Here is a 26,767-nt window from a genome sequence, read left to right on the forward strand (position 1 = left end):
CGAGGCGGAGGCGTAGTACCGTCGAGCTAATTCACCAATTCGTACATTAGGCCCGAGGAGATCGACATGCCGGAATCCCTGCTCTGCGGACTGATCGGGACGGGCATCGGCAAGTCGCTCACTCCCGCGATGCACGAACGGGAGGGTGCCGAGCACGGGCTGACCTACCAGTACCGGATCATCGATCTGGACAGCCGTGGACTGACCGTCGAAGATCTGCCCCGTCTCGTCTCGACCGCCGCGGACCTCGGATTTCGAGGACTCAACATCACGCACCCGTGCAAGCAGCGCGTCATCTCCACTCTCGACGGGCTCTCCGAGGACGCCGCCCGACTCGGAGCAGTCAATACCGTCTTGTTCGCCGACGGCCGTGCCGTCGGCCACAACACCGACTGGTCCGGATTCGACCGCAACTTCGGCCGCGGATTGCCCGGTGCCGACATCGGTGAGGTGGTGCAACTCGGTGCCGGGGGAGCAGGGGCGGCCGTTGCCTACGCGATGGCCCGACGCGGCGCAGGCAGGCTCACTCTCGTCGATGCCGATCCGCTTAGGGCTCGACAACTCCGAGATTCCCTGTCGGTGATGTTCCCGGACGTCGACATTGTCTCGGCAGGCCTCGACCGGCTCGCCGCCGTCCTCGACACCGCAACCGGCCTGGTGCACGCCACCCCGATCGGAATGGTCGAACACCCCGGATCTGCTGTGCCCGAGGCACTCCTGCATCCGCGGATGTGGGTGGCCGAGGTCGTGTATCGACCGGCCGAGACCGAGTTGCTCGCTGCCGCATCCCGAGTCGGGTGCCGAACGCTCAGCGGAACCGGAATGGCAGTGTTCCAGGCCGCCGACGCATTCGAGATATTCACCGGACGCATCGCCGACGCCGATCGAATGATCGCGCACATGAGCGCGTTGATCGCGCTGGAGGATCGCGCCGCCGCAGGTGTTCTCGCATGACGCACATCGCCACATCGGTGGCAACGGTATCGCTCAGTGGTTCGCTGGACGAGAAGATGCGTGCCATCGCCGATGCGGGATTCGACGGCTTCGAGGTGTTCGAGCCGGACTTGATCAGCTCTCCGGATCTTCCCGCGGACATCGCGAAGAAGGCAGCCGACCTCGGTCTGACCCTCGATCTGTATCAGCCCTTTCGCGACGCCGACTCGGCCGATCCGGAACAGTTCGCCCGCAACCTCGTTCGCGCCGAGCACAAATTCGACGTCATGGAACAGTTGGGGTGCGATCTGCTGTTGGTCTGTTCCTCGCCGCTGGCCGGCGCCGTCCGTGACGACGCCTTGCTGGTCGAACAGATGGCAACCCTCGCCGAGCGTGCGCATCGGCGCGGAATGCGACTGGCGTACGAGGCGTTGGCGTGGGGTGCCCACGTGAGCACCTACCGCCATGCCTGGGACATCGTCCGGCAGGTCGATCATCCCGCTCTGGGAACGTGCCTCGACAGCTTCCACATCCTGTCCCGCGGAGACGATTCCGCAGGCATTCGAGAGATCCCCGGCGAGAAGATCTTCTTCCTCCAGCTGGCCGACGCGCCGCACCTGGTGATGGACGTACTGCAGTGGAGCAGGCACCACCGGTGCTTTCCCGGGCAGGGCAGCTTCGATCTGGCGCGGTTCGGTGCCGATGTCGCTGCCTCCGGGTACTCCGGCCCGTGGTCGCTCGAAATCTTCAACGACGTCTTCCGGCACTCCGACACCGGCCGCACGGCATCCGACGCGCATCGGTCGCTGCTGTACCTCCAGGAGCAGGTGCGCGACGTCGAAACACCCTCTGCCGGTAACGATCTCTTCGCGCCGCCACCGCCCGGTCCGATCGAGAACGTCGTCTCCCTGCGCATCGCGGCAGGGCCTGCGAAGGCAGCGCAACTGGGTACGACACTGCGACACCTTGGCTTCGATCTGACCGCAGCACACAGCGAACACGGACTCAGCCTGTTCACCCAGGGGCCGCTGGCGGTTGCCGTCGACACCACCGTGGACACGCTGTGGACCGCGCCCGGCGTTCCGGCTCACCTACCGGCGTTGGCCCAGATCGGGATTCGCAGCGAGCGGCCGGATCTGTGGCTGACTCGGGCTCGTGCGCTGGGAGTCACCGCGTCCACCGTCTCCATGCCCGGCGTGGCCGACGCCACCGACGCAGTGGCGCGTCTGGCCGTGACCGGTGCGACGTCGCTGGACCTCCGTACCCGCCACAGTGCGGGTGCCTGGCAATCGGCATTCGACCTGGCACCCAAGGTGGTGCAGGAGAACCGGGCGTGCGTCTCGCACGTGGATCACATCGCACTCGCCGTGCCTGCCGAGAGCTGGGACGGCGTGATGTTGCTGCTGCGCTCGGTGTTCGGAATGGTGCCGCACGAGGGCCAGGACGTCGTCGACGCGATCGGCCTGGTTCGTAGCCGAGCACTCACCCTCGCCACGGCCAACGGCACGATTCGACTCTCGCTCAACATGGTTCCCGGCCGCCCGTCGGACTCGGACCCTCTGCCCGCGGCCCGGCGCGGAGGCGTCGGACATGTGGCGTTCGGGTGCGAGGACATCTACTCCGCTGCGAGTGCGATGACCGAACGTGGCCTCACCCCGCTGCGGATCTCGCCCAACTACTATCGCGATCTCGACGCGCGATTCGGACTCGGCTCCGAGACATTGGACGCGATGCAGCGCCTCGGGATCCTGTACGACGCGGACGGGACCGGCGGTGAGTTCTTCCACTTCTTCACCGAAACCGTGGGTGACGACCTGTTCTTCGAGGTGGTCCAGCGAGTGGGTGGTTACGAGGGCTACGGGGAGACCAATTCGGCTGTGCGACTGGCGGCGCAGCTGCAGTACTGATCGGTTATCAGCCGATTCGCTCGAACACCGCCGCAAGTCCCTGTCCGCCGCCGATGCACATGGTCTCGAGTCCGTAGCGGACCTCCCGTCGGTCCATCTCGCGCAACAGCGTCGCCAGGATGCGGGCTCCGGTGGCGCCGACGGGATGGCCGAGCGAGATGCCGGAACCGTGTGGGTTCAGCCTCGGATCGTCGGACTCGATGCCCCATGACCGGGTGACGGCGAGAGCCTGAGCGGCGAACGCTTCGTTGAGTTCGATGATGCCCATGTCGTCCAGGCTCAATCCGAGGCGTCCGAGCGCTTTCTCGCTGGCCGGTACCGGTCCGATACCCATGGTGCGCGGAGCGACGCCGGCGACACCCCAGCCGGCCAGTCTGGCCAGCGGCCGAAGACCCAGTGCTGCAGCCTTTTCCGGGGTGGTGACGATCGCGATGGCGGCACCGTCGTTCTGTCCGCTGGCATTTCCGGCCGTGACCGTCGACTCGGGGTCGATCGACGCACGAATCGCCTTCAACTTCGCCAACGACTCGACGGTGGTGTCGGCACGCGGATGCTCGTCGGTGGTGACGAGTATCGGATCCGATTTGCGTTGGGGGACCGACACTCCCACGATCTCCTCGGCGAACACGCCGCTGTTCTGTGCAGCGACTGCGCGCTGGTGGGACTGCACTGCGAGTGCGTCCTGATCGGCGCGGGCGATCGAGAATTCCGCGCGCAGTTTCTCCGCGGTTTCGATCATGCCGCCGGGAACCGGAAAGTTCTTGCCGCCCGCGGTCACTCGCGCTCGGGCGAGTCGGTCGGACAGGGCCACGGCCTCGGCCTTGACGCCCCAGCGCATGCCGGTGGCGTAGAACTCCGTCTGACTCATGCTCTCGACGCCGCCCGCCAGAACCAGATCGTTACCGCCGGACTGGACCTGCATGCACGCCTGCAGTACTGCCTGCAGACCGGAGCCGCAGCGTCGGTCGACCTGCATTCCGGGGACGTCGATACCCAGATCTGCATCGAGCGCGGCGATGCGTCCGATCGCGGGTGCGTCGCCGTTGGGGGATGCCTGGCCCAGGATGACGTCGTCGATGTCGGCACCGGAGATGCCGGTTCGGGCAACGAGTTCGGCGATGACGGTGGCGGCCAGGGTCTGGGCGGAGATATCGCGGAACTGACCGCCGAAGCGGCCGACCGGGGTCCGAAGGGGTTCGCAGATGACGGCGTCAGGCATGGGTGGTTCCTCGTCTGTCGTTGGGTCCGGTACTCACCCGGAGCAGGTCGGTCTCGATGGCGCGGGTGGCGTCGAGCAAGGCCGGGAGTAGTTCGGTGCGGACTGCGTCGGCGGTGTGACGCGCAGCCTGGGTGGAGACGTTCGCCGCAGCGACGACCGTCCCGTTGCTGTCGTGGATGGGAGCCGCGATCGATCGCAGGCCCTCTTCGAGTTCCTGATCCACCAGACAGAAACCGTCGGTCCGCACGCGTTCGAGTTCGCGTCCGAGTGCGTCGGCAGTGGTGATCGTCTTCCCGGTGAGCGGAGTCAGCCGGACTCGATCGAGGTAGGCAACGAGTTCGTCGACCGGTAGGCCGGCGAGCAGCACTCGTCCCATCGATGTGGCGAATGCAGGGAATCGGGTGCCGATGTTGATGCCGACGGTCATGATGCGGCTGACCGGAACTCGGGCGACGTACACGACGTCGTCGCCGTCGAGAATCGAGACCGAGGACGATTCTCGGACCCGTTCGGCGAGAGCTTCCAGATGCGGCCCCGACACTTCCGGGAGGGACAGGCTCGACAGGTAGCTGTAGCCCAGTTCGAGCACCCGCGGGGTGAGCCAGAACATGGAGCCGTCGGTACGGACGTAGCCGAGTTCGACGAGTGTGAGCAGGAACCGTCGGGCAGTGGCGCGGGTGAGGTCGGTTGCTCGGGCGACATCGGAGAGGGTCCGACGCGGATGCTCGGCGTCGAAGGCTCGGATCACCGCGAGGCCCCGGCCGAGCGACTGGACGTAGTCCGAGGACGGCGGCGGTGATTCCGCGGGGTTCACGAGGTACCCGATTCGGTCTCGGCGGAGGACTCGGCGATGGCCGCGTTCGCCAGAGCGAATGCGCTGTTGCTGTTCGGAACTCCCGCGTACACCGCGGTGTGCAAGAAGACTTCGGCCAGTTCGTCCGGTGCCAGTCCGGCGCGCAGCGCTGCGCGGATGTGCATGTCGAGTTCGTGCTGGTTGCCCACCGCCGTCAGGATCGCCAGGGTCAGCAGTCTGCGGGTGTGGTGATCGAGACCCGGTCGGTTCCAGATGTCACCCCATGCGGTGCGGGTGATGAAATCCTGGAACGGTGCGGTGAACTCGGTGCGGCCGGCGATGCTGCGGTCGACATGCGCATCGCCGAGGACGCTGCGCCGCACCGTCATACCGGCATCGTGGGCCGCTGCGCGTCCGACGGTATACGCGTCCGACCCGATGTGTGCGGCAACCGCCGCGGTGACGGGACCGGCTTGCTCCACGTTGGCCAGATGAGCGGCCGGGTCGAGAACCCGGAACGTCGATCCGGCGACGCCGTCGGCGATGATCTTCAGGTCCTCGGGGGTGGTCGAGGGATCCTGCCGGCCCGCGATCACCAGGGTCGGAGCGGTGATCCGGTTCAGATCCGATCGAGAATCCCACTCGGACAACGCCTCACAGCATGCTGCGTAGCCCTCGTCGGACGTGTCGGCGATCATGCGGCGATGCCGCTCGACGAGATCGGCGTCGCGCGCGGCCAGTTCGGGGGTGAACCAACGCTCGAGTACGGCATCGGCCAGCGACGCGGTACCCGCAGTTCGGACCGCCGCGGCACGGTCGAGCCATTGCGCCGGCTCACCGAACTTCGCCGAGGTGCACAGCAGTGTCAGAGTCCGCACTCGCTCCGGACGGTGGATGGCGAGCCACTGCGAGACCGCACCGCCGAGGGACAGACCGACGAGGTGCACACGGTTGACCTCGAGTGAATCCAGCAGCGCCACCACGTCCTCGGCGAGTTCGGCCACCGAATAGGGACCGGGTGGCACCGGTGATCGTCCGTGCCCGCGAAGGTCGACGGCGAGAACGTGAACGGCGGCGGACAGAGTTCCGATCTGCGGGTTCCACATCGATCGGTCGGAGCCGAGCGAACCGATCAGCACGACGGTCTCCGCGTCGGCGCTCGGTCCTTCGATGCGTTCGTGAGCAAGTGCGACAGTCATCGGGAATCCTTCGAATCTGTGGTGTGTTCGGTGTCGAGGTCGTGCTCGGCGAGGATCGCGTCGACCAGCTCGGGTGCGTGGCCGAGATACGCGGCCGGGTCGAGTAGTTCGCGCACCGTCGACGGTGGAAGGAATGCTGTGATGGCAGGGTCGCTGTCCAGCGGCGCTCCCGTCGCGCATCGCGCAGTGACGATTTCGCGGGCCTGCTCGGTGTGCGCTGCCAATGCCGCGGTGACACGTTCGGCGAGCAGCGCTCCGCCCGTCGCGTCGAGATTGCGGGCCATTTCCTCGGGATGAACGTGCAACCCGCTCAGGCTCTGCGTGATTCGGTGGGCGGCACCACCGGTGAGGCGGAGCAGATCGGCGATCGTCTCCCACTCGGCATGCCACGCTCCAGCGGCGCGCTGGTGTTCGTGGTCCATGTTGGAGAGCACGGTGGCCACTGCACCCGGGACCCGCCGGGCCGCAGCGCGAGCCGTGACGGCGGCAACGGGATTGCGCTTGTGCGGCATCGCAGACGATCCGCCCGGCGCGTCCTCCGAGACCTCGCCCAGCTCGGTGGCGGACATCGACACGATGTCCCCGGCGATCTTGCCGATCGTTCCTGCTGCGACACCCAACGAGCACGCAATATCGGCAATCGCGGTGCGGTCGGTGTGCCAGGGCGCGGTCTGTCGAGCCAACCCCAGTTCGACGGCGAGCGCGGCGGCGATGGCCGGTCCGTGTGGATGCACGGCGGCGAGAGTGCCTGCAGCGCCGCCGTACTGGACGGTGCATGCGCTTCGAACGGCTGCGAGTCCTGTCCGCGCGCGGCGCAGCCCCGAGAACCAGTTCGCAGCCACCAGGCCGAAGGTGGTGGGCAAGGCCTGCTGGCCGAGAGTGCGGGCCGCCATCGGGGTGGTGCGATGGGTCAGGGCGAGACTTCTCGCGGCCGCACTTGCAGCGTCGAGCGAGGCCTCGATCACACCGAGCGCGTCGCGGGAGAGGAGCATCAGCGCGGTGTCCATGATGTCCTGGCTGGTGGCCCCGGGATGCACTGCCGTGGCAGGGACCTCGGCCTCGGCCACCTCGTTCCGAAGAATCTTCACCATCGGGATCACCGGATTACCCCCGGCCGCGGCATCTGCTCCGAGCCGCGCGATGTCCAGGTTCGCCCCGAGTTCGGTCGCAGTGGTGGTGACGATCTCGGCGTGACCGGTCTCCACGAGACCGACCGTTGCTGCGGCCCTCGAGAGCGCCGCCTCGACGGCGAACATCGCTGTCACCCAAGCCCGGTCGCCCACGAGCGGTGCGAGCGCGTCGCTACCGAACGTCGGATCGAACAGTGCCCCTCGCTCGGATTCCATCGTCCCCTCTCGCCATCGGTGTGTCACAGCGCGAAGAACGGAGTCTCGTCGCCGTCCGGATCGGTGTTCTGCAGCACGATGTCGAGGTGGTACCCACCGTGCACCGGTGCTGCGACGAGTCTGGCACGCTTGTGCTCCGGCACGGCGGACAACACCGGATCGAGCTCGTTGGCCTCGGCCTCGTCGGGAAAGTACACCCGCGTCACGACCCGCTCGAGCATCCCGCGGGCGAAGATCCCGACGTCGATGTGCGGTGCCTCCACAGCACCGTTCTCGGCGGGAAGCGGTCCCGGCTTGATCGTCGTGATCGTCATCGTTCCGGTCTCGTCGGCGAACGCTCGCCCGAAGCCACGAAAGCCCGTGATGCGAGACGGCACCGCGCCACGCGGATCGTCGGGGTGATCGAACCGGCCGTCGCCATCGGCCTGCCAGGTCTCGATCATGGCGTCGGACATGGGGTTTCGGGCTCCGTCGATCAGTGTGAACGACACGGTGATCTCGCCTTCGGTGCCCGGCGGCACCACGTTTTCGCCGTCGGGCCACAACAATCCGATGTGCACGTACGGGCCCACGGTCTGCGAGGGGGTCTGCCCGAAGGAGGCGGTGGTGAAATCGGCTCCGGCGACCACGGGGTAGCGCGGGGCGAACTCGGGATCAGTCATCGTGGTCGTCTTCCTCGAAGGGGGTGGCGTTTCGGCCGCGGAGCACGATGTCGAATCGAAATCCGAGGGCCCAGTTGTCCTGTGTCGCCTCGTAATCGAACGCGCCGATCATTCGGGCCCGCGAGTCCTCGGGGGCGGCGTTGAAGATCGGATCCTGGAAGAACATGGGGTCGTCCGGGAAGTACATCTGTGTCACGAGGCGCTGGGTGAACGCCTGGCCGAACAGGGAGAAATGAATGTGAGCGGGCCGCCATGCGTTGTGGTGATTGCCCCACGGATACGCGCCCGGCTTGATCGTGGTGAAGCGATACCTGCCCTGGGCATCGGTGAGAACGCGACCGGTGCCGTTGAAGTGTGGATCCAGTGGTGCGGGCCACCGGTCACCGGTGTGCCGGTACCGACCGCCTGCATTGGCCTGCCATACCTCGACGAGGGTGTTCGGAATCGCCTTGCCGTCGCTGTCGAGTACCCGGCCGTGCACGATGATCCGCTGCCCCTGTGCCTCACCGTCATTCGCCAGGGTGAGGTCTGCGTCGGCGGCGGTGACTCGGCCCTCGCCCAGTACCGGTCCGGTGATCTCGGTGAGTCGCTGGGGGAGCAGGGTCAGTGGCTGTGTCGGATGCCGAAGGGCGGTGGTCCGGTACTCGGGGAAGTCGCGTGGGGCATGGACACCCGATTGGTCCCGGTACTCGGGCGGGAGATGAAGCATCGACGGTTCCTCACGATTGTGGGTGATCTACGCAACAGCCAGAATAGCGAAGTGTTCGCATTGTGGCAAACTGTTCATATTCCGCACAGAGTGCTGTAGCGTGCATCTCATGTTGGACAAAGTCGTGGCCAGCGCCACCGAAGCCGTAGCGGACATCCCTGATGGGTCCTCGATCGCCGTCGGGGGATTCGGATTGGTCGGAGTGCCGGAAATACTGATCGACGCTGTGCTCGCGCAGGGTGCGACAGATCTGGAGACCATCAGCAACAACTGCGGAACCGATGGCTTCGGTCTCGGCGTTCTGTTGATGCAGCACCGAATTCGGAGAACCATCAGCTCCTACGTGGGCTCGAACAAGGAATTCGCACGGCAGTACCTGTCCGGAGAACTCGAAGTCGAGCTCACTCCGCAGGGCACGCTCGCCGAGCGGCTGCGCGCAGGCGGCGCCGGGATCCCCGCGTTCTTCACCCCCGCAGGCGTCGGCACCCAGGTCGCCGACGGGGGATTGCCGCTGCGCTACGACGGTAGCGGCGGAATCGCACTGGCAAGTCCGCCGAAGGAGACACGCGAGTTCGACGGCGTCACCTACGTGATGGAGCGCGGGATCGTCGCAGATTATGCGCTCGTGCACGCGTGGAAGGGGGACCGTCACGGGAACCTGGTGTTCCACGCCAGTGCGCGAAACTTCAATCCGCCCGCGGCGGAGTCGGGGCGCATCACCATCGCGCAGGTCGAGCATCTCGTCGAGCCGGGTGAGATCGGACCCGACGAGGTGCACACCTCGGGTATTCACGTACAGCGGGTGGTCCACGTCGGACCGGTCGAGGTCGGCATCGAGCAGAGGACGGTACGAGCATGAGCGAGAAGATGACCCGCGAACAGATGGCGGCACGGGTGGCACAGGAACTCGGCGACGGTCAGTACGTCAATCTCGGCATCGGTATGCCGACCCTCGTGCCCAACTACATCCCCAACGACGTCTCGGTGATCCTGCATTCGGAGAACGGAGTGCTCGGCGTCGGACCGTATCCCACCGAGGACGAACTCGACGCCGAGATCATCAACGCGGGCAAGGAGACGATCACGGTCCTTCCCGGTGCGTCCTACTTCGATTCCGCGCAGTCGTTCGGAATGATCCGCGGCGGCCAGGTCGACGTCGCCGTTCTGGGGGCGATGCAGGTCAGTGCCACCGGCGATCTGGCGAACTGGATGATTCCCGGGCACATGGTCAAGGGCATGGGTGGCGCGATGGATCTGGTGCACGGAGCGCGACGCGTCATCGTGATGATGGAGCACGTCTCCCGCAAGGGCGAGCCGAAGATTCTGGAGCAGTGCACCCTGCCGCTGACCGGTAAGGGCTGCGTACACAGGATCATCTCGGACATGGCCGTTCTCGACGTCACCGAGAACGGTCTCCGTCTCGTCGAGACCGCACCGGGTGTGTCCGTGGACGAGGTCAGGAACGCGACCGCGGCCGAACTACTGGTCGACGTCGGTCAGGAGTGGAGCCTGCGGAACGACTCAGGCACTACCGTCTGAGACGAGAACGCGGTCGGCGTGGGAGTAGATGTTCATCGACCGGCCGCGGAGGAAGCCGATGACCGTCAGACCGGATTCGGTCGCGAGGTCGACGGCCAGCGAGGACGGGGCCGAGACCGCCGCGAGAATCGGTATTCCGGACATCACCGCCTTCTGGGCCAACTCGAACGAGGCGCGGCCGCTGACCATCAGCACCGTGCCCTGCAGGGGAATTCGATCGTTGGTCACCGCCCAGCCGACGACCTTGTCGACGGCATTGTGGCGTCCGACATCCTCACGCAGGACGAGCATCTCGCCGTCCGCAGTGAACAGGGCGGCGGCGTGCAGGCCGCCGGTCGCATCGAAGACCTTCTGCGCAGCCCGCAACGTGTCGGGTAACCCGGTGAGAGTGTCCGACGTCACGACGACGGAATCGGCCACGGGGGAATGCTTGGTGCGCAAGCGAATCGCGTCCAACGATCCCTTGCCGCACACCCCACACGAGGACGTCGTGTAGAAGTTGCGTTCGACGCCGGTCTCGGGCGGAGCGACTCCCGCGGCCAGGGTGACATCGAGGACGTTGTAGGTGTTCGCGCCCTCGTCGTCGACTCCGTCGCAGTAGCGAGCCGCTGCGATGTCGGCTCCCGAGGCGATCACACCCTCGGTCAGCAGGAAGCCGTGAACGAGCTCGACGTCGTGGCCGGGAGTGCGCATGGTGACGGCCAGCGCTGCGCCGTTCACCCGCAACTCGAGCGGCTCCTCCACCACGAGAGTGTCCGGACGTTCGACGCGGTGCTCACCTCGGAGTCGGACAACGGGCCTGCGGGTGGTGATGCGGCCCATCAGTATCGGCCGGATTCGCGGTGACGTGGGTGACTCATTCTTCGATTGTGGACCCCGGTGTTGTTCGGCCGTCGACTCGGTCGGCCATTGCGCTCACCAACGAGACCAGGCGCGGGTGATCGACGAGGTCGTCGACGAGCACACGCTTGCCTTTCGCGTCGGCCAACGGGATCTTCCAGTTCTCGTACTGGGTTTCGTCGGTACCGGGCTGGTTCTGAATTCGGTGTTCGCCGACGGCGTCGACGAGAGCGACACCGATCAGCAGGGACGGGCTGCGCTGGACGAGGCGATGCAGAGCTTCCACCGTCTCGTGGTTGTCGGCGTCGGCACCGAGCAATCCGCGCTCGCGCGCCAGGTCGAGAACTGCCTCGCGCTTGGCTGCGTCGATGTCCTTCTCGGCCTCGATGTCTCGTTCGAGCAGGCCGAGACGGGACCGCAGGTCTATGTGTTCACCCTCGAGGTATCCGGCCGTCGGGGGCAGATCGTGTGTGGTCACCGACGTCAGGCACAGGGTGCGGTAGTCCTCGGGTGCAATGGGCCCGGATTCGTCCGCTTCGAACCACAGGATCGAGGTGCCGAAGATGCCGCGCTCGGTGAGGTACTCCTGCACCATCGGCTCGAAGACACCGAGATCCTCGCCGACCACCACCGCGCCTGCCCGCTCGGCCTCGAGGGCCAGGATACCGATCAGCGCCTCGTGGTCGTACTCGACATACGTTCCGCCGCCGGCATTCTCGGCCTCCTGCGGAATCCACCACAGGCGGAACAGACCCAGGATGTGGTCGACGCGGATACCGCCGGCATGACGAAGGATCGTGCGCAGCATGTCGCGGTAGGGGACGTACGCCAGTTCGCGTAGTCGGTCCGGATCCCACGGGGGTTGGTTCCAGTTCTGGCCCTGCTGGTTGAAGTTGTCCGGCGGCGCGCCCACCGTGACTCCCGACGCCAATACGTCACCGAGCGCCCAGGCGTCGGCTCCGCCGCGCGCCACGCCCACGGCGAGGTCGTGCATGATCCCGATGTCCATCCCAGCATCGAGTGCCGAGCGTTGCGCGGCGGCCAACTGCTCGTCGCAGATCCACTGCAGCCACATGTGGAAGTCGATGCGCTCGGCGAGCTTGGTGCGCTGTTCGAGCACGAAGTCGGTCCGCGGGTGTGCTGCCTTGTCGGTCCAGGCCGAATTCTCGGGTCCGAACTTCTCCGCCAGGGCGCTCCACACCGCGAAATCGCGCAGTCCGGAACCCTCGCGTTCGACGAACGCGCGGAATGCGGATTCGCGCGCCGGGCTCCGTTCCACCTTGTGAACACGTTCCAGGGCACGCAGTTTCGCCGTGAAGGTCGAGTCTCTGTTCAGCTTTCCAGTTCGCTTATTGGCCTTGTCGAACCGCTTCGCCGCTTTCCGGACCTTGCCGAACTGTTCCGGTGACAGCAGCGCGGTTTCACGAATGTTCTCCACTCGGATGTAGAGCGAGTTGAAGAACCGGCGGGTGGTCGGCAGATAGGGCGACGCCTCGACCGGTGTGGTGGGTCGGTCGGCGTGCAGCGGATTGACGAGGAGATAGTCGAAGCCGTGCTCGCGGCCGACGATGTCGGCCATGTCCTCGAGATCACCGAGATCACCGATTCCCCATGATCGTCTCGATCGCACCGAATACAGCTGGGTGAGCAAGCCCGTCCGCTGCCGATCTGCCAGTTCTGCGTTGGGTGACAACGACTTCGGAGTGACGACCACGACCGTGTCCGACGTCCGGACCGTGTTGTCCTCGCTGATCGTCGTCGCGGTCAGGCTGTGCCAACCGAGCGGTGCACTGCTCGGAACGACGAACGTGGCACGACCGATGAGGCGGCCGTCGACCTCACGGGGATCGACCCAGATGTCGGCCTGGGTCACCTCGATGGTCTCGCCGTCCTCGGAGACCATCGAGACCTCGACCGGATTGCCGTGTGGCACATGGACCCACACCACGGCGTCGGTGCCCTGTGTGGCCACCACCACCGGCGGAAGCAGGCGCCGCCACGGCGCGTTCTCGATGTCGGCCAGAGCTCGGTCGACGTCCTCGGTCGATTCGGTCGCGTAGCCGCGCGCGGCGAGCACCTGACGCAGGGTGTCGTCGCTCACTTCGTGTTCGGTGTCGTCCCAGCCTCGGTACGAGGTCGATGTGCCGAGACGTCGGGCGAGAGAGCGAAGTGCCTGCGAGTAGTCCACACCGATGATCGTGCCAGTTCGCCGCGCCCGCGTCATGCCGGCCGGGCCTTCGTTCACCGGCCACCGCTCCGATCCGAACGACGGGCGGGTCCGGTTGCTCGACTGCCAGGATTGAAACACGCCGCGCTGGGTAGTCTGGGTCGGCGAACGGTAAAACGACTGCTCGGCGACGATAGGAAGTGCGGATGGCTGGGGTCAGCAAGATCGAAGAACTGGAGCGAGGTTCCGGTGCACCGGTCGAGCTGAGGGTGCGCGCCGAGGCCGACCAGCTTCCGGTGGTCCGTGCAGTCGCCGAAACACTCGCAGTGCTCAGCGACTTCACGCTCGACGACATCGCCGACGTCAAGTTGGTCGTGGACGAGGTGTGTTCGCAGTTGATCAAGGGCTCGGTCACCGATGCAGAGCTCTCGTGCACGTTCGCGGTGAGCGACTCCGGAATCCGGATCGTCGTCACCTCCACGTTGACCTCCACATCCGTGCCGAAGAAGGACAGTTTCGGCTGGCACGTGTTGCAGACGCTGACCGACGCCATCGAGTTGCGCGCCGACGACGCCGTCGAGGGCGAGGCCGGTCACACGGTCGCGATCGACGTGGTCAAGCGGAGGAGCAAGGTCTAGTGCCTGTGCCGCACGAACGAAGCACACGGCGAGAGTCCGACGATTACAGCGACGTTGTCGCACTGATCCAGCAGATGCAGGCGCTCGACGAGAATTCACCGCAGCGCCGAGTGCTGCGCGATCGCATCATCACCCGCTGCCTGCCTCTCGCAGAACACATCGCACGCCGCTTCGGCGGCCGCGGCGAAGCACACGAGGACCTGCTGCAGGTCTCACGTCTCGGTCTGGTGAACGCGGTCGACCGATTCGACATAGAACGCGGTTCGGATTTCGTGTCGTTCGCGGTGCCCACGATCATGGGCGAAGCTCGCCGCTACTTCCGCGACGCCGGATGGTCGGTTCGAGTGCCGCGGCGCATGAAGGAACTGAACTCGATGATCTCCCAGGCTGTGGGATCGCTGTCGCAGAAGCTCGGCCGAGCTCCGACCGCCAGCGAGATCGCGGCCGAGCTGGGGATCGACGTCAAGGAAGCCTCGCAGGCTTTGCTTGCGCGCAGCGCGTATCAGACCGTTTCGGTCGACTCGGTGGTCAGCGAGGATCGGTTGCCGCTGATGGACACCCTCGGTGCCGATGATCCCGAACTCGAGAAGATGGAGAGCTACCTCGCGGTGCGGCCTGCACTCGAGAAGTTGCCCGAGCGTGAGCGTCGAATCGTCGTGCTCCGATTCTTCGGGTCGATGACCCAGACTCAGATCGCGGAGAAGGTGGGGATTTCGCAGATGCACGTCTCGCGAATCCTGGCTCGCACGCTCGCTCAGCTGCGTGAGGACCTCGGCGAGGACTGAGGGCGGGCGGCGGGAGTGGAGCCTGCGGAATGACCCTGGGGGGCGGAAGTGGAGCCTGCGGAATGACCCTGGGGGGCGGGAGTGGAGCCTGCGGAATGACCCAGAGATGGGCGGCTAGGCTCGCTGGATGAGTGTGTACGACGACGTCGACGAGTACATCGGAGCCCGTAGGGTCACGGGCCTGGCGGCATCGCACGATTTCTCGCGGGCGGTGGTCGTGGTTGCCGCACTGGACGATTCGCGGACCGAGTACCGAACGTCGTTGTGGGAGATCGATGTCGACGGCGGTTCGCCCGCCCGGCGCATCACCCACGGCGAGTGGGGTGAAAGTGCTCCGGTGTTCACCTCGGCGGGCGATCTGTTGTTCTCTCGCACATCGAGCAAGGACGATCCGGCTCGGCTGTGGATTCTGCCTGCCTCGGGCGGTGAGGCGCGCGTTCTCGAGACCAGGTCCGCCGGTCTGAGCGAGGTCGTGACCGCCCGTTCCGGATTCGGGCTCGTCGGGCTCTCGCCGGTGTTCGGATCGTCGAGCACCGATGAGGACGACGACGCCCTGCGCACCGAGCGCAAGGCGAACAAGGTGGATGCAATTCTGCACACCGGAGTTCCGGTGCGTTTCTGGGATCACGATCTGGGGCCTGCGACGCCGCACCTGTTCGCGGGATCGTCGGACGGTTCGACCGGACTGCGCGATCTGACGTCGGATGCGGCCGGAGCGTTGCACGAAGCGGCCTTCGATGTCGGTGCCGACGGTTCGTTCGTCGTGTCCACCTGGTCCGTCCCCGGCGCTCTGGCGACCGTGCGGACGGTGCTGGTGCGTATCGACACCGCGACGGGGGAGCGTACGACGATCGTCGACGACGTCGATGCCGACCTGGGCGCACCTGCGATCTCGCCGGACGGAGCGTCCGTGGTGTTCGTGCGTGAATCGCTCTCCACTCCCGAGGACGCGCCTCGAATGACGCTGCAGCGCTACGATTTCGAGTCTGCTTCGGTCGTCGATCTCGCTCCCGGCTGGGATCGGTGGCCGATCGACCCGGTGTGGCTGCCGGACGGGTCGGGGGTACTGGTCACCGCGGACGACGACGGCCGGTCCCCGATCTTCGTCGTGCGTGTGGGCGCGGAGCCGCGTCGGCTGACGAACACGAACGACGCGTACACCCACGTCCACGTGTCCTCGGACGGAACCAGGGTGCTGGCCCTCGCCGCGTCGTATCTGGCCGCCCCGCATCCGGTCTCGATCGACCTGTCCGACGGCACCGTCGACGACCTCGACACCTCCGTCGACCGCTGTCCGGTGCCCGGAACTCTCACCGAGATCGACACCGTCGTCGACGACGGTGCTCGGGTGCGCGGCTGGCTTGCACTGCCCGAGGGTGCCTCGGACGCGGCACCCGCACCTCTGCTGCTGTGGGTTCACGGTGGCCCGCTCGGCTCGTGGAACACCTGGTCGTGGCGGTGGAATCCGTGGCTGATGGTCGCGCGCGGGTACGCCGTGCTGCTGCCGGACCCGGCGCTGTCCACCGGGTACGGCCAAGAGTTCGTACAGCGCGGCTGGGGAGCGTGGGGCAAAGCTCCGTTCACCGATCTGATGGCGTTGACCGACGTCGCGGTCGCGCTACCCGAGATCGACGAGAACCGCACCGCGGCGATGGGCGGATCTTTCGGCGGCTACATGGCCAACTGGATCGCCGGACACACCGATCGGTTCGACGCCATCGTCACCCATGCGAGCCTCTGGGCGCTCGATCAATTCGGCCCGACGACCGATGCGCCGTGGTACTGGGCGCGGGAAATGTCTCCGGAGATGGCGGTCGAGAACTCCCCACACCTGTTCGTCGCGGACATCGCGACGCCGATGCTGGTGATCCACGGCGACAAGGACTATCGCGTGCCCATCGGCGAGGGCCTACGGCTGTGGTACGAACTGCTCAGCGAATCCGGCCTGCCCGCCGACGACGAGGGCAACACCGAGCATCGTTTTCTCTACTTCCCGGCCGAGAACCATTGGATTCTGAGTCCTCAGCACGCCAAGGTCTGGTACGAGGTGGTGCTGGCATTCCTGGCCCAGCACGTGCTGGGCGAGAGGGTGTCGATGCCCCGAATCCTCGGCCACTAGAATCGACCGGTGACCAGTTCAGCGCCAGAGCACTCAGAGAACCCCGCCGATTCGATCGACCTGCCCAAGAGCTGGGATCCCAGTGCGGTCGAGGCGGAGCTGTACCGGTCCTGGGTCGACGCCGGGTACTTCGAAGCCGACGCGACCAGCGGCAAGCCGCCCTATTCCATAGTGCTGCCCCCGCCCAACGTCACCGGCAGCCTGCACATGGGCCACGCTCTCGACCACACGCTGATGGACGCGCTCAGTCGTCGCAAGCGGATGCTCGGGTACGAGGTGCTGTGGTTGCCGGGCATGGACCACGCGGGTATCGCCACGCAGACCGTCGTGGAGAAACAACTCGCCGCCGACGGAAAGACCAAGGAAGAGTTCGGACGCGAGGCGTTCATCGACAAGGTCTGGGACTGGAAGCGTGAATCCGGCGGAACCATCGGTGGGCAGATGCGACGCATCGGCGACGGTGTCGACTGGAGTCGAGAGCGTTTCACCATGGACGACGGCCTGTCCGAGGCCGTCCAGACCATGTTCAAGCGGATGTTCGACGACGGTTTGATCTACCGCGCCGAGCGACTGGTCAACTGGTCGCCGGTGCTGCAGACCGCCATCTCCGACATCGAGGTCAAGTTCGAGGACGTCGACGGCGAACTGGTGTCGCTGCGATACGGCTCGCTCGACGATGCCGAGCCACACGTCATCGTCGCGACCACCCGAGTCGAAACGATGCTCGGCGACACCGCAGTCGCGGTCCACCCCGACGACGAACGGTACAAGGCTCTCGTCGGCACCACCCTCGAGCACCCGTTCACCGGACGGCAGATCCCGATCATCGCCGACGACTACGTGGACCCCGAGTTCGGCACCGGCGCAGTGAAGATCACCCCGGCACACGATCCCAACGACTTCGAGATGGGCGTGCGGCACTCGTTGCCGATGCCCTCGATCATGGACAAGGCAGGCCGGATCACCGATACCGGAACGCAATTCGACGGTATGGATCGCTTCGAGGCGCGCGTGAAGGTGCGTGAAGCACTCGCCGAGCAGGGCCGCGTCGTCGCCGAGAAGCGCCCCTACCTGCACAGCGTCGGCCACTCCGAGCGCAGCGGCGAGCCGATCGAGCCACGTCTGTCGCTGCAGTGGTGGGTCAAGGTCGACACCCTGGCGAAGGCGGCCGGTGACGCAGTGCGTAACGGCGACACCGTCATTCATCCCAAGAGTCAGGAACCGCGCTGGTTCGCCTGGGTCGACAACATGCACGACTGGTGCATCTCGCGTCAGCTGTGGTGGGGTCATCGGATTCCGATCTGGTACGGACCCGACGGCGAGACCGTCTGCCTCGGACCGGGGGAGACGCCACCCGAGGGCTGGGAGCAGGATCCCGACGTCCTCGACACCTGGTTCTCGTCCGGGCTGTGGCCCTTCTCGACGATGGGGTGGCCCGACGCCACGGCCGATCTCGAGAAGTTCTATCCCACCGGTGTTCTCGTGACCGGATACGACATCCTGTTCTTCTGGGTCGCCCGCATGATGATGTTCGGCACCTACGTCGGAGCGGACGACGCGATCACCGCAGCCAAGCAGGGGCCGCAGGTTCCGTTCCGAGATGTGTTTCTGCACGGCCTGATTCGGGACCAGTTCGGCAAGAAGATGTCGAAGTCGCGAGGTAACGGCATCGATCCTCTCGACTGGGTCGATCGTTTCGGTGCCGACGCGCTGCGCTTCACGCTCGCTCGCGGCGCGAACCCCGGTGCCGACATGTCGGTCGGCGAGGATCACGCGCAGTCCTCGCGCAACTTCGCCAACAAGCTGTTCAACGCAACGAAGTTCGCGTTGATGAACGGCGCGGCACCGGCAGATCTCCCGTCGCGGTCCGAGCTGACCGACGCCGACCGTTGGATCCTCGACCGACTCGAACAGGTTCGGGCAGAGGTGGATTCGGCGTTCGACCGTTACGAGTTCAGCAAGGCCTGCGAGGCGCTCTATCACTTCGCCTGGGACGAGGTCTGCGACTGGTACCTCGAGATCGCCAAGGTGCAGTTCGCCGACGACGCCATCGCCGTCACCACGCGCGGGGTACTCGGCAACGTTCTCGACGCCTTGTTGCGATTGCTGCATCCGGTGATTCCGTTCGTCACCGAAACGCTGTGGAAGGTGCTCACCGGCGGCGAGTCGCTGGTGATCGCCGCGTGGCCCACTGCCTCCACCGATTCGCTGGATTCTGTTGCCGCACAGCGCATCGAAGACATGCAACGACTCATCACCGAAATTCGCCGGTTCCGCAGTGATCAGGGACTCAAGCCGTCCCAGAAGGTGGCGGCCCGCATCGTCGGAGTCTCCGAATCGGATCTGGACGGGCAGATTTCGGCGGTCACCGCACTGGCTCGACTGACCGAGCCGGCCGAGGACTTCGCGGCGACGGCGTCGGTCGAGGTGCGTCTGAGCAAGGCCACCGTGGTCGTCGAACTCGACACCTCGGGCACCGTCGACCTGGTCGCTGAGCGGGCCCGACTCGTGAAGGATCTCGCGGCTGCGGAGAAGGAACTTGCGCAGACCACCGGCAAGCTCGGCAACGAAGCGTTTCTCGCGAAGGCACCGGATGCGGTGGTGGACAAGATCAGAACACGCCAGACGATCGCAGGCGAAGAGATCGCCCGCATCACGGCGCGGCTCGAATCGATGGGAACCTAAGTGACCGAATCCGACGAGGCCCTGCCCCTGCCTCCGCCGAGCCCGGTCGATCTGGCCGAGCTCGCACTCGTGGAGGCCGAGCTCGACAAGCGTTGGCCCGAAACGAAGATCGAGCCGTCGACGGCTCGGATCTCGGCGCTGATGGACCTGCTCGGCTCGCCGCAGAGGGCGTACCCGTCGATTCACGTCGCGGGCACGAACGGCAAGACCTCGGTGACCCGCATGATCGATGCGCTCCTCACCGCGTTCCATCGGCGCACAGGCCGCACCACAAGTCCGCACCTGCAGATGGCGACCGAGCGGATCAGCATCGACGGCCGGCCCATCTCGCCGCGGCTCTACGTCGACACCTACAACGAGATCGCTCCGTTCGTGGACATGATCGACGCGCAGTCCGAGGCTGCGGGCGGACCCCGCATGAGCAAGTTCGAGGTGGTCACGGCCATGGCGTTCGCGGCGTTCGCCGAGGCCCCGGTCGAGGTTGCCGTCATCGAGGTCGGACTCGGCGGGCGTTGGGACGCCACCAACGTCGTCGACGGCGAGGTTGCCGTCATCACCCCGATCGGCCTCGATCACGTCGAGTTCCTCGGCGACGATCTCGCGACGATCGCGGGAGAGAAGGCGGGGATCATCAAGAAGGCACCGGAATCGCTGGTGCCGCGCGATACCGTCGCGATTCTGGCGAAGCAGCAGCCCGAGGTGTCCGAGGTCCTGCTGAGGGCGGCGGTACAGGCGGACGCTGCGGTGGCCCGAGCCGGATCGGAATTCACCGTCCTCGGCAGGCAGATCGCCGTGGGAGGCCAGCAACTGGAACTGCAGGGGCTCGGCGGGGTGTACACCGACGTCTTCCTTCCCCTGCACGGCGAGCATCAGGCGCACAATGCCTCACTCGCACTCGCGGCGGTGGAGGCCTTCTTCGGTGCGGGTCCGGATCGTCAACTCGATCAGGACACCGTGCGCGGCGCGTTCGCAACGATGGTCAATCCGGGTCGACTCGAGCGGGTGCGCAACGCCCCGACGGTGTTTCTCGATGCCGCGCACAACCCGCACGGGGCAGCAGCGCTCGCCGCTGCCCTCACCGACGAATTCGATTTCCGCAAACTCGTCGGCGTCGTCAGTGTCATGGCGGACAAGGATGTCGGTGCAATCCTCGACGCGCTGGAGCCGGTGTTCGACGACATCGTCGTCACCCACAACGGGTCGGCGCGGGCGATGGACGTGGACGCGTTGGCCGACATCGCGGTGGCCAAATTCGGCGACGAACGCGTCGTGGTGGCGTCGACCCTGCCCGATGCGCTGGAAACGGCGATCGGGTTGGCCGAGGAAGTTGCCGAGCCGGGTGAGGCCGTGTCCGGTGCCGGAGTCGTGGTGACCGGATCCGTGGTGACCGTCGGTGCAGCCCGCACTCTGTTCGGAAAGGACCCCGCGTGAGCGAGACAGAGTTCAGACCACCCACGAACGATCCGTGGAAGGGGTTCCGCGGTGTCTGTGCAGGAACGTTGGTACTCGAAGCCATCGTCGTTCTGCTCTCGCTGCCTGTGGTGGCCGTCGTGGGCGGCGGTGCAACGTGGTTTTCGACCACGTACATCGTTCTCCTCGCGGTCGCGATGATCGCAGGCGCCGGCAAGCAGGGTGAGCCCTGGGCGATGAAGTTCAATCTGATTCTGCAAGTGTTCGTTCTGTTCGGAACGGTGTTCCATCTGTCCATCGGCATCGTCGGCCTGATCTTCATCGCCGTGTGGCTGTATCTGCTGTACCTGCGCCGTGACATCACCGAGCGAATCCGACGTGGGATGCTGCCGGGGCAACGCGACTGACAGGGGAAACCTGTCGGTTTCGGCGATGCGGCGCGCGCCGCATCGCTGTGTTCCATTACTGTTCTCGACGTGACCGACCGCACCCTTGTACTGATCAAGCCCGACGGAGTTGCCCGGCGTTACGTAGGAGAGATCCTCGGCCGCGTGGAGAAGAAGGGTCTGAGCATCGTCGCACTCGAGCTCAAGACCGTCTCCCGCGAACTGGCCTCGGCTCACTATGCGGAGCACGAGAGCAAGCCGTTCTTCCCCGAGCTGCTCGAGTTCATCACGTCCGGACCGGTGGTGGCCGCAGTTCTCGAAGGCCCCCGCGCCATCGCTGCGTTCCGCCAGATCGCAGGCGGCACCGACCCCGTCGCCAAGGCGGTTCCCGGCACCATCCGTGGTGACCTCGCCCTCGACGGTCAGCAGAATCTGGTGCACGGATCGGATTCCGTGGAATCGGCCGAGCGCGAGATCGCACTCTGGTTCCCCGGCCTCGCCTGACCGTTCCGCCTTCGACACGAAAAGCAGCACTTCCTTCCGGCCACGCCGCATCCGCTCGGAACCCGAACGGTGCGGCGTGGCGAGTACGCATCACAGCGTGTGGGATACTCGACAACAGATCGACTTCACTGCACCAGTACGTACAGGTTTCACGCTCCACCCGAAGCCAAGGCTTCACCGAAGTTCGCTAGTCCGGTGTGGTGTATCGATCGGATGACTGTCGTCTATCCGCTGCCCGTCATCGCAGATGCTCGAACGAGAGACAGGCTCGTTCGCGTTCTTGCTTGATGATCAGGCGCTCGGATCGCCGGTACACCACCATCCAGCCAGGCACCGCACACGCTGTCGTCGACCACCGAGAACTACGAAGTGGTCATCGGCTCGGGTGCGGAGCGAGACCGAACAGCTGACGTCCAACCCGACGTGAGTACACAAGGATTGCCCTCGCGTGGCCGCGTCACACCCGAAGTCGGATGGACGCGCCCGGGGGCCCGAGGAGACTACGTGGCCGATCAAAGCCCGCCCGAAGATGTACAGAACGCAAACGCAGGTCGTACGGAGCCTCCCGGCACGGTGTCGTCTGTGGAAACCGACGCGGTGTCGTCGGCGCAACCCGACACGATCGAGCTGCCGACCAGGCTGCGCGTGCACGCTCTGGCAAAGATTCTGGGCGTCACCAGCAAGCAGTTGCTGGTCACCCTCGGTGAGCTCGGTATCGAAGCGCGCAGTGCACAGTCGAGCCTGAGCCGTGACGTCGCTGAGTCCGTTCGTGACTCGGTCAACGCGCCCACAGCGCCCACCGGGCAGACAGTCGAGTCGTCGACTGCCGCGCAGCCGGAGCCGGTTGCGGAGGAACCCGTCGACGCACCCGCCGTCGAGGCCCCGTGGTCCGAGCCGCAGCTGTTCACCAGCGCGCCCGCTCCGGAGCCGGAGGCCGATCGGTCCGCGGCAACGACCGACCAGCCCACCGCGACGACGTTCGCCACCCCGCTGTTTCTGCAGCCCGCAGCCGTGGACGCCCCAGCGACGGAATCGGCGGAGTCACCGGCGGAGCCCCCGGCGCGCCGTCGCCGCAGCCGCAAGGCAGCGCCCAAGGACGAGGTCGCCAGCACCGACACCAGCGCGGACACCGACGGCAGTGAGTCCGCGGTGACGTCGGAGACCGCTGCACCCGAGACCTCTGCACCCGAGACCTCTGCAGTCTCGACCGACCGGTCCTCTTCCGAGGCCGACGAGTCGACCGCTGCCGAGGGGGCGACCGACGGTGACGGGGACGACGATCAATCTCAGCCTCGACGCCGCCGCCGTGGCCGCCGTGGTCGCGGCCGCGGCCGCGGCGAGCAGTCCTCGGACGAGTCGAACGACGACAATTCCGAAGACGATTCCGACGGCGACTCGGAGACCACCGATTCGGCCGACACAGAATCGACCGATTCCGACTCGGACGAGTCCTCGTCGAGTGACGAGCAGCAGTCGAACTCGGGACGACGCTCGCGTCGATCGCGCACTCGCAGCCGTACCTCGGACCGGCAGAACTCCGATTCGACGGATTCCTCCGACGACACGCGCACCGCGGACTCCTCGGCCGAGGACGGCGACGACGAGTCCGATTCGGGTGCCCAGGACAATTACGACGACTCCGACAACGGCGGTTCGGACGGAGACGGCTCGAGCCGTCGTCGTCGACGCCGTCGCCGGCGCAAGACCGGAGCAGAGGCCGCTGCCGAGGGCGCGTCGTCCGAGGACGATCCGCCCAACACCGTCGTGCACGAGCGCGAGCCGCGCAACAAGAGCCGGGCACCCCGGGACGAGGTCCAGGGAATCACGGGCTCGACGCGTCTCGAGGCCAAGCGCCAGCGCCGCCGCGACGGGCGCGATGCCGGTCGTCGTCGGCCGCCGATCCTCACCGAGTCCGAGTTCCTGGCTCGCCGCGAATCCGTCGACCGCGTCATGGTCGTGCGTGAGAAGGCAACTCCGGATCACCCGCTGACCACTCAGGTTGCCGTGCTCGAAGACGGTGTGCTCGTCGAGCACTTCGTCACCAGCAGTGCCACCGCGTCGATGGTCGGCAACGTCTACCTGGGCCGCGTGCAGAACGTGCTGCCCAGTATGGAAGCAGCCTTCATCGACATCGGGCGTGGCCGCAACGGCGTGCTGTACGCGGGCGAGGTCAACTGGGACGCTGCGGGGTTGGGCGGAAACTCACGGAAGATCGAGCAGGCGCTCAAGCCCGGCGATCAGGTTCTCGTCCAGGTCAGCAAGGACCCGGTGGGGCACAAGGGTGCTCGCCTGACCACGCAGCTGTCGCTCGCGGGTCGATTCCTCGTCTACGTGCCCGGTGGAAGTTCCACCGGCATCAGCCGCAAGCTGCCCGACACCGAGCGCAAGCGTCTCAAGGAGATCCTCCGCGACATCGTGCCTCCCGAGGCCGGCGTCATCATCCGCACCGCAGCGGAGGGCGTCAGCGAAGAAGAGCTCGCACGCGACGTGACTCGCCTGCAGGCGCAGTGGGCCAGCATCGAAGAACGCTCGGCCAACGCCGAAACCGGCAAGGGCGTGCAACCACAGACGCTGTACGAAGAGCCCGACATGCTCGTCAAGGTCATCCGTGACCTGTTCAACGAGGACTTCTCCAAGCTCGTCATCGAGGGCGACAAGGCGTGGACGACGACGTCGAACTACGTCGAGACCGTGGCCCCCGACATGATGGAGCGGCTGCACCGATACGAGGCCGACGGCAGTTCCGTCGACGTCTTCGCCGCGCACCGCATCGACGAGCAGCTGGCCAAGGCCCTCGATCGCAAGGTCTGGCTGCCGTCCGGCGGCACCCTGGTGATCGATCGCACCGAGGCGATGACCGTCGTCGACGTCAACACCGGCAAGTTCACCGGCTCGGGAGGCAATCTCGAAGAGACGGTCACTCGGAACAACATCGAGGCCGCCGAGGAAGTCGTGCGCCAGATGCGGCTGCGAGACATCGGCGGCATGATCGTCGTCGACTTCATCGACATGGTGCTCGAGTCCAACCGCGATCTCGTACTCCGACGACTCACCGAGTCCCTCGGACGCGACCGGACTCGCCACCAGGTCTCCGAGGTGACCTCGCTCGGTCTGGTGCAGATGACTCGCAAGAAGCTCGGCACGGGGCTCGTCGAGGCGTTCTCCACCACGTGTGAGCACTGCCAGGGTCGTGGCATCGTCGTGCACCCGTTCCCCATCGACGCCAAGCCGGACAACGACGGCGGTCGGTCGAACTCGTCGCGTTCGGAATCGGGCAACTCGGGAACCAGCAGCAGGCGTCGTCGTGGCAAGGACAACAAGGCCGACGGCAACGAGCGGGCCTCCTCGAACGATCGTGCCGGTGCGGCAGACGGTCAGGAACACCCCGTGGTCGATCCGTCGATCAAGCGGGCGCATCCGGTGGCACTGGCCATGGCGGCGCACCACGACGACGTGGTGGCCGACGTCAGCCCCGCCGATGTCGAGACACCGGCCCCCGAAGCTCCAGGCGGCGACGCCGAGGTGACCGTGGTCTCCGCCGACGATGTGGAGGTTGCGGCCGCTGCGGTCGCCGACGCGGAGACGAACGTCACGGGAGCCGATGCGGCCACCGAGACCGAGGCCGACCAGCCTTCCGTCGAGCCGGCGGCACCGAAGGCTCGACGCGGACGGCGGGTGGCGCGCAAGGCAGCCGCGCCGACCGGCACAGCGCCCGACGCGGGCATGGTGATCGTCGTTCCTGTCGCGGACGACTCCGCGGACGCCACGGCCTCCGACCAGGCGGGGACGGCACCCGACGAGGCGGCGGCTCCGCTCACGGCGGCGGCCGAGCAGTCCGTGGAGCCGGTGGAGGTGCAGGCGGCACGTCCTCGTAGACGGCGCGCAGCAGCGCGGCCTGCGGGGCCTCCGGTGGACATCGATGCCTAGCAGCGCGGGGCAGTTTGACCCTGGCCGTCTCTCTGCCGTAACCTTGATAAGTCGCTCCCGGTGACACCGTTCTGCTGTGCCGTAGTGGCCTTGCAGGAAACAACGGTTCTCGAGCGGGCCTAGGTGAACATCGCCGTGGCCGGCCGATAGGGAGCAAGCAAACACGTTTTACCAGACCAGTCGTGTTGCCATGCGCAACGCGAGCAAGTTCGAAGAAGCAAGGGGTAGCCCTCCGATGGCAACGTACGCGATCGTCAAGACCGGCGGAAAGCAGTACAAGGTCGCTGTTGGTGATCTCGTCAAGGTCGAGAAGATCGAGGGAGCGCCCGGCACTGCTGTCTCGCTTGCTCCGGTCCTCGTCGTAGACGGATCCGACCTGACCACAGATGCAGACAAGCTGGCGAAGATCTCGGTCGCCGGTGAGATCGTCGAGCACACCAAGGGCCCGAAGATCCGCATCCACAAGTTCAAGAACAAGACCGGATACCACAAGCGTCAGGGACACAGGCAGAAGCTCACTGTCCTCAAGGTCACCGGCATCAAGTAACCAGGTCCCCGCAGGACTTGAGTTCTTCCAAGCTGATTCACCCCGAGGAGGGTATGCAACATGGCACATAAGAAGGGCGCATCAAGCTCCCGTAACGGTCGCGACTCGAATGCTCAGCGCCTCGGCGTCAAGCGTTTCGGCGGCCAGACCGTAGGCGCAGGCGAGATCCTGGTTCGTCAGCGCGGCACGCACTTCCACCCCGGCGTCAACGTCGGCCGTGGCGGCGACGACACCCTGTTCGCACTCGCCCCCGGCGCAGTCGAGTTCGGTGCCAAGCGCGGTCGCAAGACCGTGAACATCGTTCCGGTTGCTGTAGAGGCCTAGTCCTTCTGCAGCGCTGGCGCTCACGATGGCCGACGCGACCGGGCAACTGCTCGTGTCGACCATCCACGGCGTACGTTCACAGCTCCCGATAGGGGCGGACCAGGGTCATGAGACCGGTCCGCCCCTAT

General features: G+C 66.1%; 22 protein-coding genes. 14 read left to right on the forward strand and 8 right to left on the reverse strand.

Going from position 1 to position 26,767, the window contains the following annotated elements:
- The first annotated feature begins 66 nt into the window (after window positions 1–66).
- Together R4P47_RS20050 and R4P47_RS20055 are read left to right on the forward strand one after the other, a co-directional pair.
- A complete protein-coding gene (locus R4P47_RS20050; RefSeq protein ID WP_317785546.1) occupies window positions 67–954 on the forward strand; it encodes a shikimate dehydrogenase in 888 nt (295 codons plus the stop codon).
- Window positions 951–2,840, forward strand: a complete 1,890-nt coding sequence (locus R4P47_RS20055; RefSeq protein WP_317785547.1) for a sugar phosphate isomerase/epimerase and 4-hydroxyphenylpyruvate domain-containing protein — start codon at window positions 951–953, stop codon at window positions 2,838–2,840. Before R4P47_RS20050 ends, R4P47_RS20055 begins: the two co-directional genes overlap by 4 nt.
- A gap of 7 nt (window positions 2,841–2,847) precedes the next feature.
- Here R4P47_RS20055 and R4P47_RS20060 read toward each other — a convergent pair whose 3' ends face one another.
- From R4P47_RS20060 to pcaH, 6 genes are read right to left on the reverse strand one after another with little or no spacing between them, the layout of a single operon-like run.
- A complete protein-coding gene (locus tag R4P47_RS20060) occupies window positions 2,848–4,059 on the reverse strand; it encodes an acetyl-CoA C-acetyltransferase (protein WP_317785548.1) in 1,212 nt (403 codons plus the stop codon).
- Complete coding sequence (locus R4P47_RS20065) at window positions 4,052–4,873, reverse strand: IclR family transcriptional regulator (protein WP_317785550.1); 822 nt, start codon at window positions 4,871–4,873, stop codon at window positions 4,052–4,054. Before R4P47_RS20065 ends, R4P47_RS20060 begins: the two co-directional genes overlap by 8 nt.
- Window positions 4,870–6,051 (reverse strand): 3-oxoadipate enol-lactonase, encoded by a 1,182-nt coding sequence (pcaD, locus tag R4P47_RS20070; protein WP_317785551.1) that lies wholly within the window; start codon window positions 6,049–6,051, stop codon window positions 4,870–4,872. Before pcaD ends, R4P47_RS20065 begins: the two co-directional genes overlap by 4 nt.
- Window positions 6,048–7,397, reverse strand: coding sequence for a 3-carboxy-cis,cis-muconate cycloisomerase (gene pcaB / locus R4P47_RS20075; RefSeq protein WP_317785552.1), 1,350 nt, complete (start codon window positions 7,395–7,397; stop codon window positions 6,048–6,050). Before pcaB ends, pcaD begins: the two co-directional genes overlap by 4 nt.
- A gap of 23 nt (window positions 7,398–7,420) precedes the next feature.
- Window positions 7,421–8,059 carry a protocatechuate 3,4-dioxygenase subunit alpha gene (gene pcaG / locus R4P47_RS20080; RefSeq protein WP_317532794.1) on the reverse strand — a complete coding sequence of 213 codons (639 nt, stop codon included), beginning with the start codon at window positions 8,057–8,059 and terminating at the stop codon, window positions 7,421–7,423.
- Complete coding sequence (pcaH, locus tag R4P47_RS20085; protein WP_317785553.1) at window positions 8,052–8,768, reverse strand: protocatechuate 3,4-dioxygenase subunit beta; 717 nt, start codon at window positions 8,766–8,768, stop codon at window positions 8,052–8,054. The genes pcaG and pcaH overlap by 8 nt, the downstream gene beginning before the upstream one ends.
- Window positions 8,769–8,877: 109 nt before the next feature.
- Between pcaH and R4P47_RS20090 the strand changes: the two genes are divergently transcribed.
- Window positions 8,878–9,627 (forward strand): CoA transferase subunit A, encoded by a 750-nt coding sequence (locus R4P47_RS20090; protein WP_179272194.1) that lies wholly within the window; start codon window positions 8,878–8,880, stop codon window positions 9,625–9,627.
- A complete protein-coding gene (locus R4P47_RS20095) occupies window positions 9,624–10,307 on the forward strand; it encodes a CoA transferase subunit B (RefSeq protein ID WP_317532792.1) in 684 nt (227 codons plus the stop codon). The genes R4P47_RS20090 and R4P47_RS20095 overlap by 4 nt, the downstream gene beginning before the upstream one ends.
- Here R4P47_RS20095 and fdhD read toward each other — a convergent pair.
- The gene (fdhD, locus tag R4P47_RS20100) at window positions 10,290–11,129 is read right to left on the reverse strand and encodes a formate dehydrogenase accessory sulfurtransferase FdhD (protein WP_149406238.1); all 840 of its coding nucleotides are present in this window, start codon (window positions 11,127–11,129) and stop codon (window positions 10,290–10,292) included. The two genes, R4P47_RS20095 and fdhD, sit on opposite strands and share 18 nt — an antisense overlap.
- A 34-nt stretch (window positions 11,130–11,163) precedes the next feature.
- Window positions 11,164–13,371 carry a 4-alpha-glucanotransferase gene (gene malQ / locus R4P47_RS20105; protein WP_188078680.1) on the reverse strand — a complete coding sequence of 736 codons (2,208 nt, stop codon included), beginning with the start codon at window positions 13,369–13,371 and terminating at the stop codon, window positions 11,164–11,166.
- 149 nt (window positions 13,372–13,520) lie between these two features.
- On the opposite strand from malQ, the gene R4P47_RS20110 reads away from it, so the two are divergent.
- The 10 genes from R4P47_RS20110 (at window position 13,521) to rpmA (ending at window position 26,639) form a co-directional block, all read left to right on the forward strand.
- On the forward strand, window positions 13,521–13,952 hold the full coding sequence (locus R4P47_RS20110; RefSeq protein ID WP_149406237.1) for an ATP-binding protein: 432 nt from the start codon (window positions 13,521–13,523) through the stop codon (window positions 13,950–13,952).
- Window positions 13,952–14,737, forward strand: a complete 786-nt coding sequence (locus R4P47_RS20115; RefSeq protein WP_037193137.1) for a SigB/SigF/SigG family RNA polymerase sigma factor — start codon at window positions 13,952–13,954, stop codon at window positions 14,735–14,737. The genes R4P47_RS20110 and R4P47_RS20115 overlap by 1 nt, the downstream gene beginning before the upstream one ends.
- A gap of 127 nt (window positions 14,738–14,864) precedes the next feature.
- On the forward strand, window positions 14,865–16,856 hold the full coding sequence (locus R4P47_RS20120) for a prolyl oligopeptidase family serine peptidase (protein ID WP_317785554.1): 1,992 nt from the start codon (window positions 14,865–14,867) through the stop codon (window positions 16,854–16,856).
- 9 nt (window positions 16,857–16,865) lie between these two features.
- On the forward strand, window positions 16,866–19,541 hold the full coding sequence (locus R4P47_RS20125; protein WP_317785555.1) for a valine--tRNA ligase: 2,676 nt from the start codon (window positions 16,866–16,868) through the stop codon (window positions 19,539–19,541).
- Window positions 19,542–20,972: a bifunctional tetrahydrofolate synthase/dihydrofolate synthase gene (folC, locus tag R4P47_RS20130; protein ID WP_149406234.1), complete on the forward strand. Its 1,431-nt coding sequence runs from the start codon at window positions 19,542–19,544 to the stop codon at window positions 20,970–20,972.
- Window positions 20,969–21,358 carry a DUF4233 domain-containing protein gene (locus R4P47_RS20135; RefSeq protein ID WP_094670662.1) on the forward strand — a complete coding sequence of 130 codons (390 nt, stop codon included), beginning with the start codon at window positions 20,969–20,971 and terminating at the stop codon, window positions 21,356–21,358. The genes folC and R4P47_RS20135 overlap by 4 nt, the downstream gene beginning before the upstream one ends.
- 69 nt (window positions 21,359–21,427) lie before the next feature.
- The gene (gene ndk, locus R4P47_RS20140; protein WP_032394582.1) at window positions 21,428–21,841 is read left to right on the forward strand and encodes a nucleoside-diphosphate kinase; all 414 of its coding nucleotides are present in this window, start codon (window positions 21,428–21,430) and stop codon (window positions 21,839–21,841) included.
- Between the two features lie 573 nt (window positions 21,842–22,414).
- Window positions 22,415–25,768, forward strand: coding sequence for a translation initiation factor IF-2 N-terminal domain-containing protein (locus R4P47_RS20145; RefSeq protein ID WP_317785556.1), 3,354 nt, complete (start codon window positions 22,415–22,417; stop codon window positions 25,766–25,768).
- A 235-nt stretch (window positions 25,769–26,003) separates the two neighbouring features.
- Window positions 26,004–26,315, forward strand: a complete 312-nt coding sequence (rplU, locus tag R4P47_RS20150; protein ID WP_032394581.1) for a 50S ribosomal protein L21 — start codon at window positions 26,004–26,006, stop codon at window positions 26,313–26,315.
- 60 nt (window positions 26,316–26,375) lie between these two features.
- The gene (gene rpmA / locus R4P47_RS20155; RefSeq protein WP_032379202.1) at window positions 26,376–26,639 is read left to right on the forward strand and encodes a 50S ribosomal protein L27; all 264 of its coding nucleotides are present in this window, start codon (window positions 26,376–26,378) and stop codon (window positions 26,637–26,639) included.
- Window positions 26,640–26,767 lie beyond the last annotated feature (128 nt).

Source organism: Rhodococcus sp. IEGM 1370 (assembly GCF_033142325.1).
GTDB lineage: Bacteria > Actinomycetota > Actinomycetes > Mycobacteriales > Mycobacteriaceae > Rhodococcoides.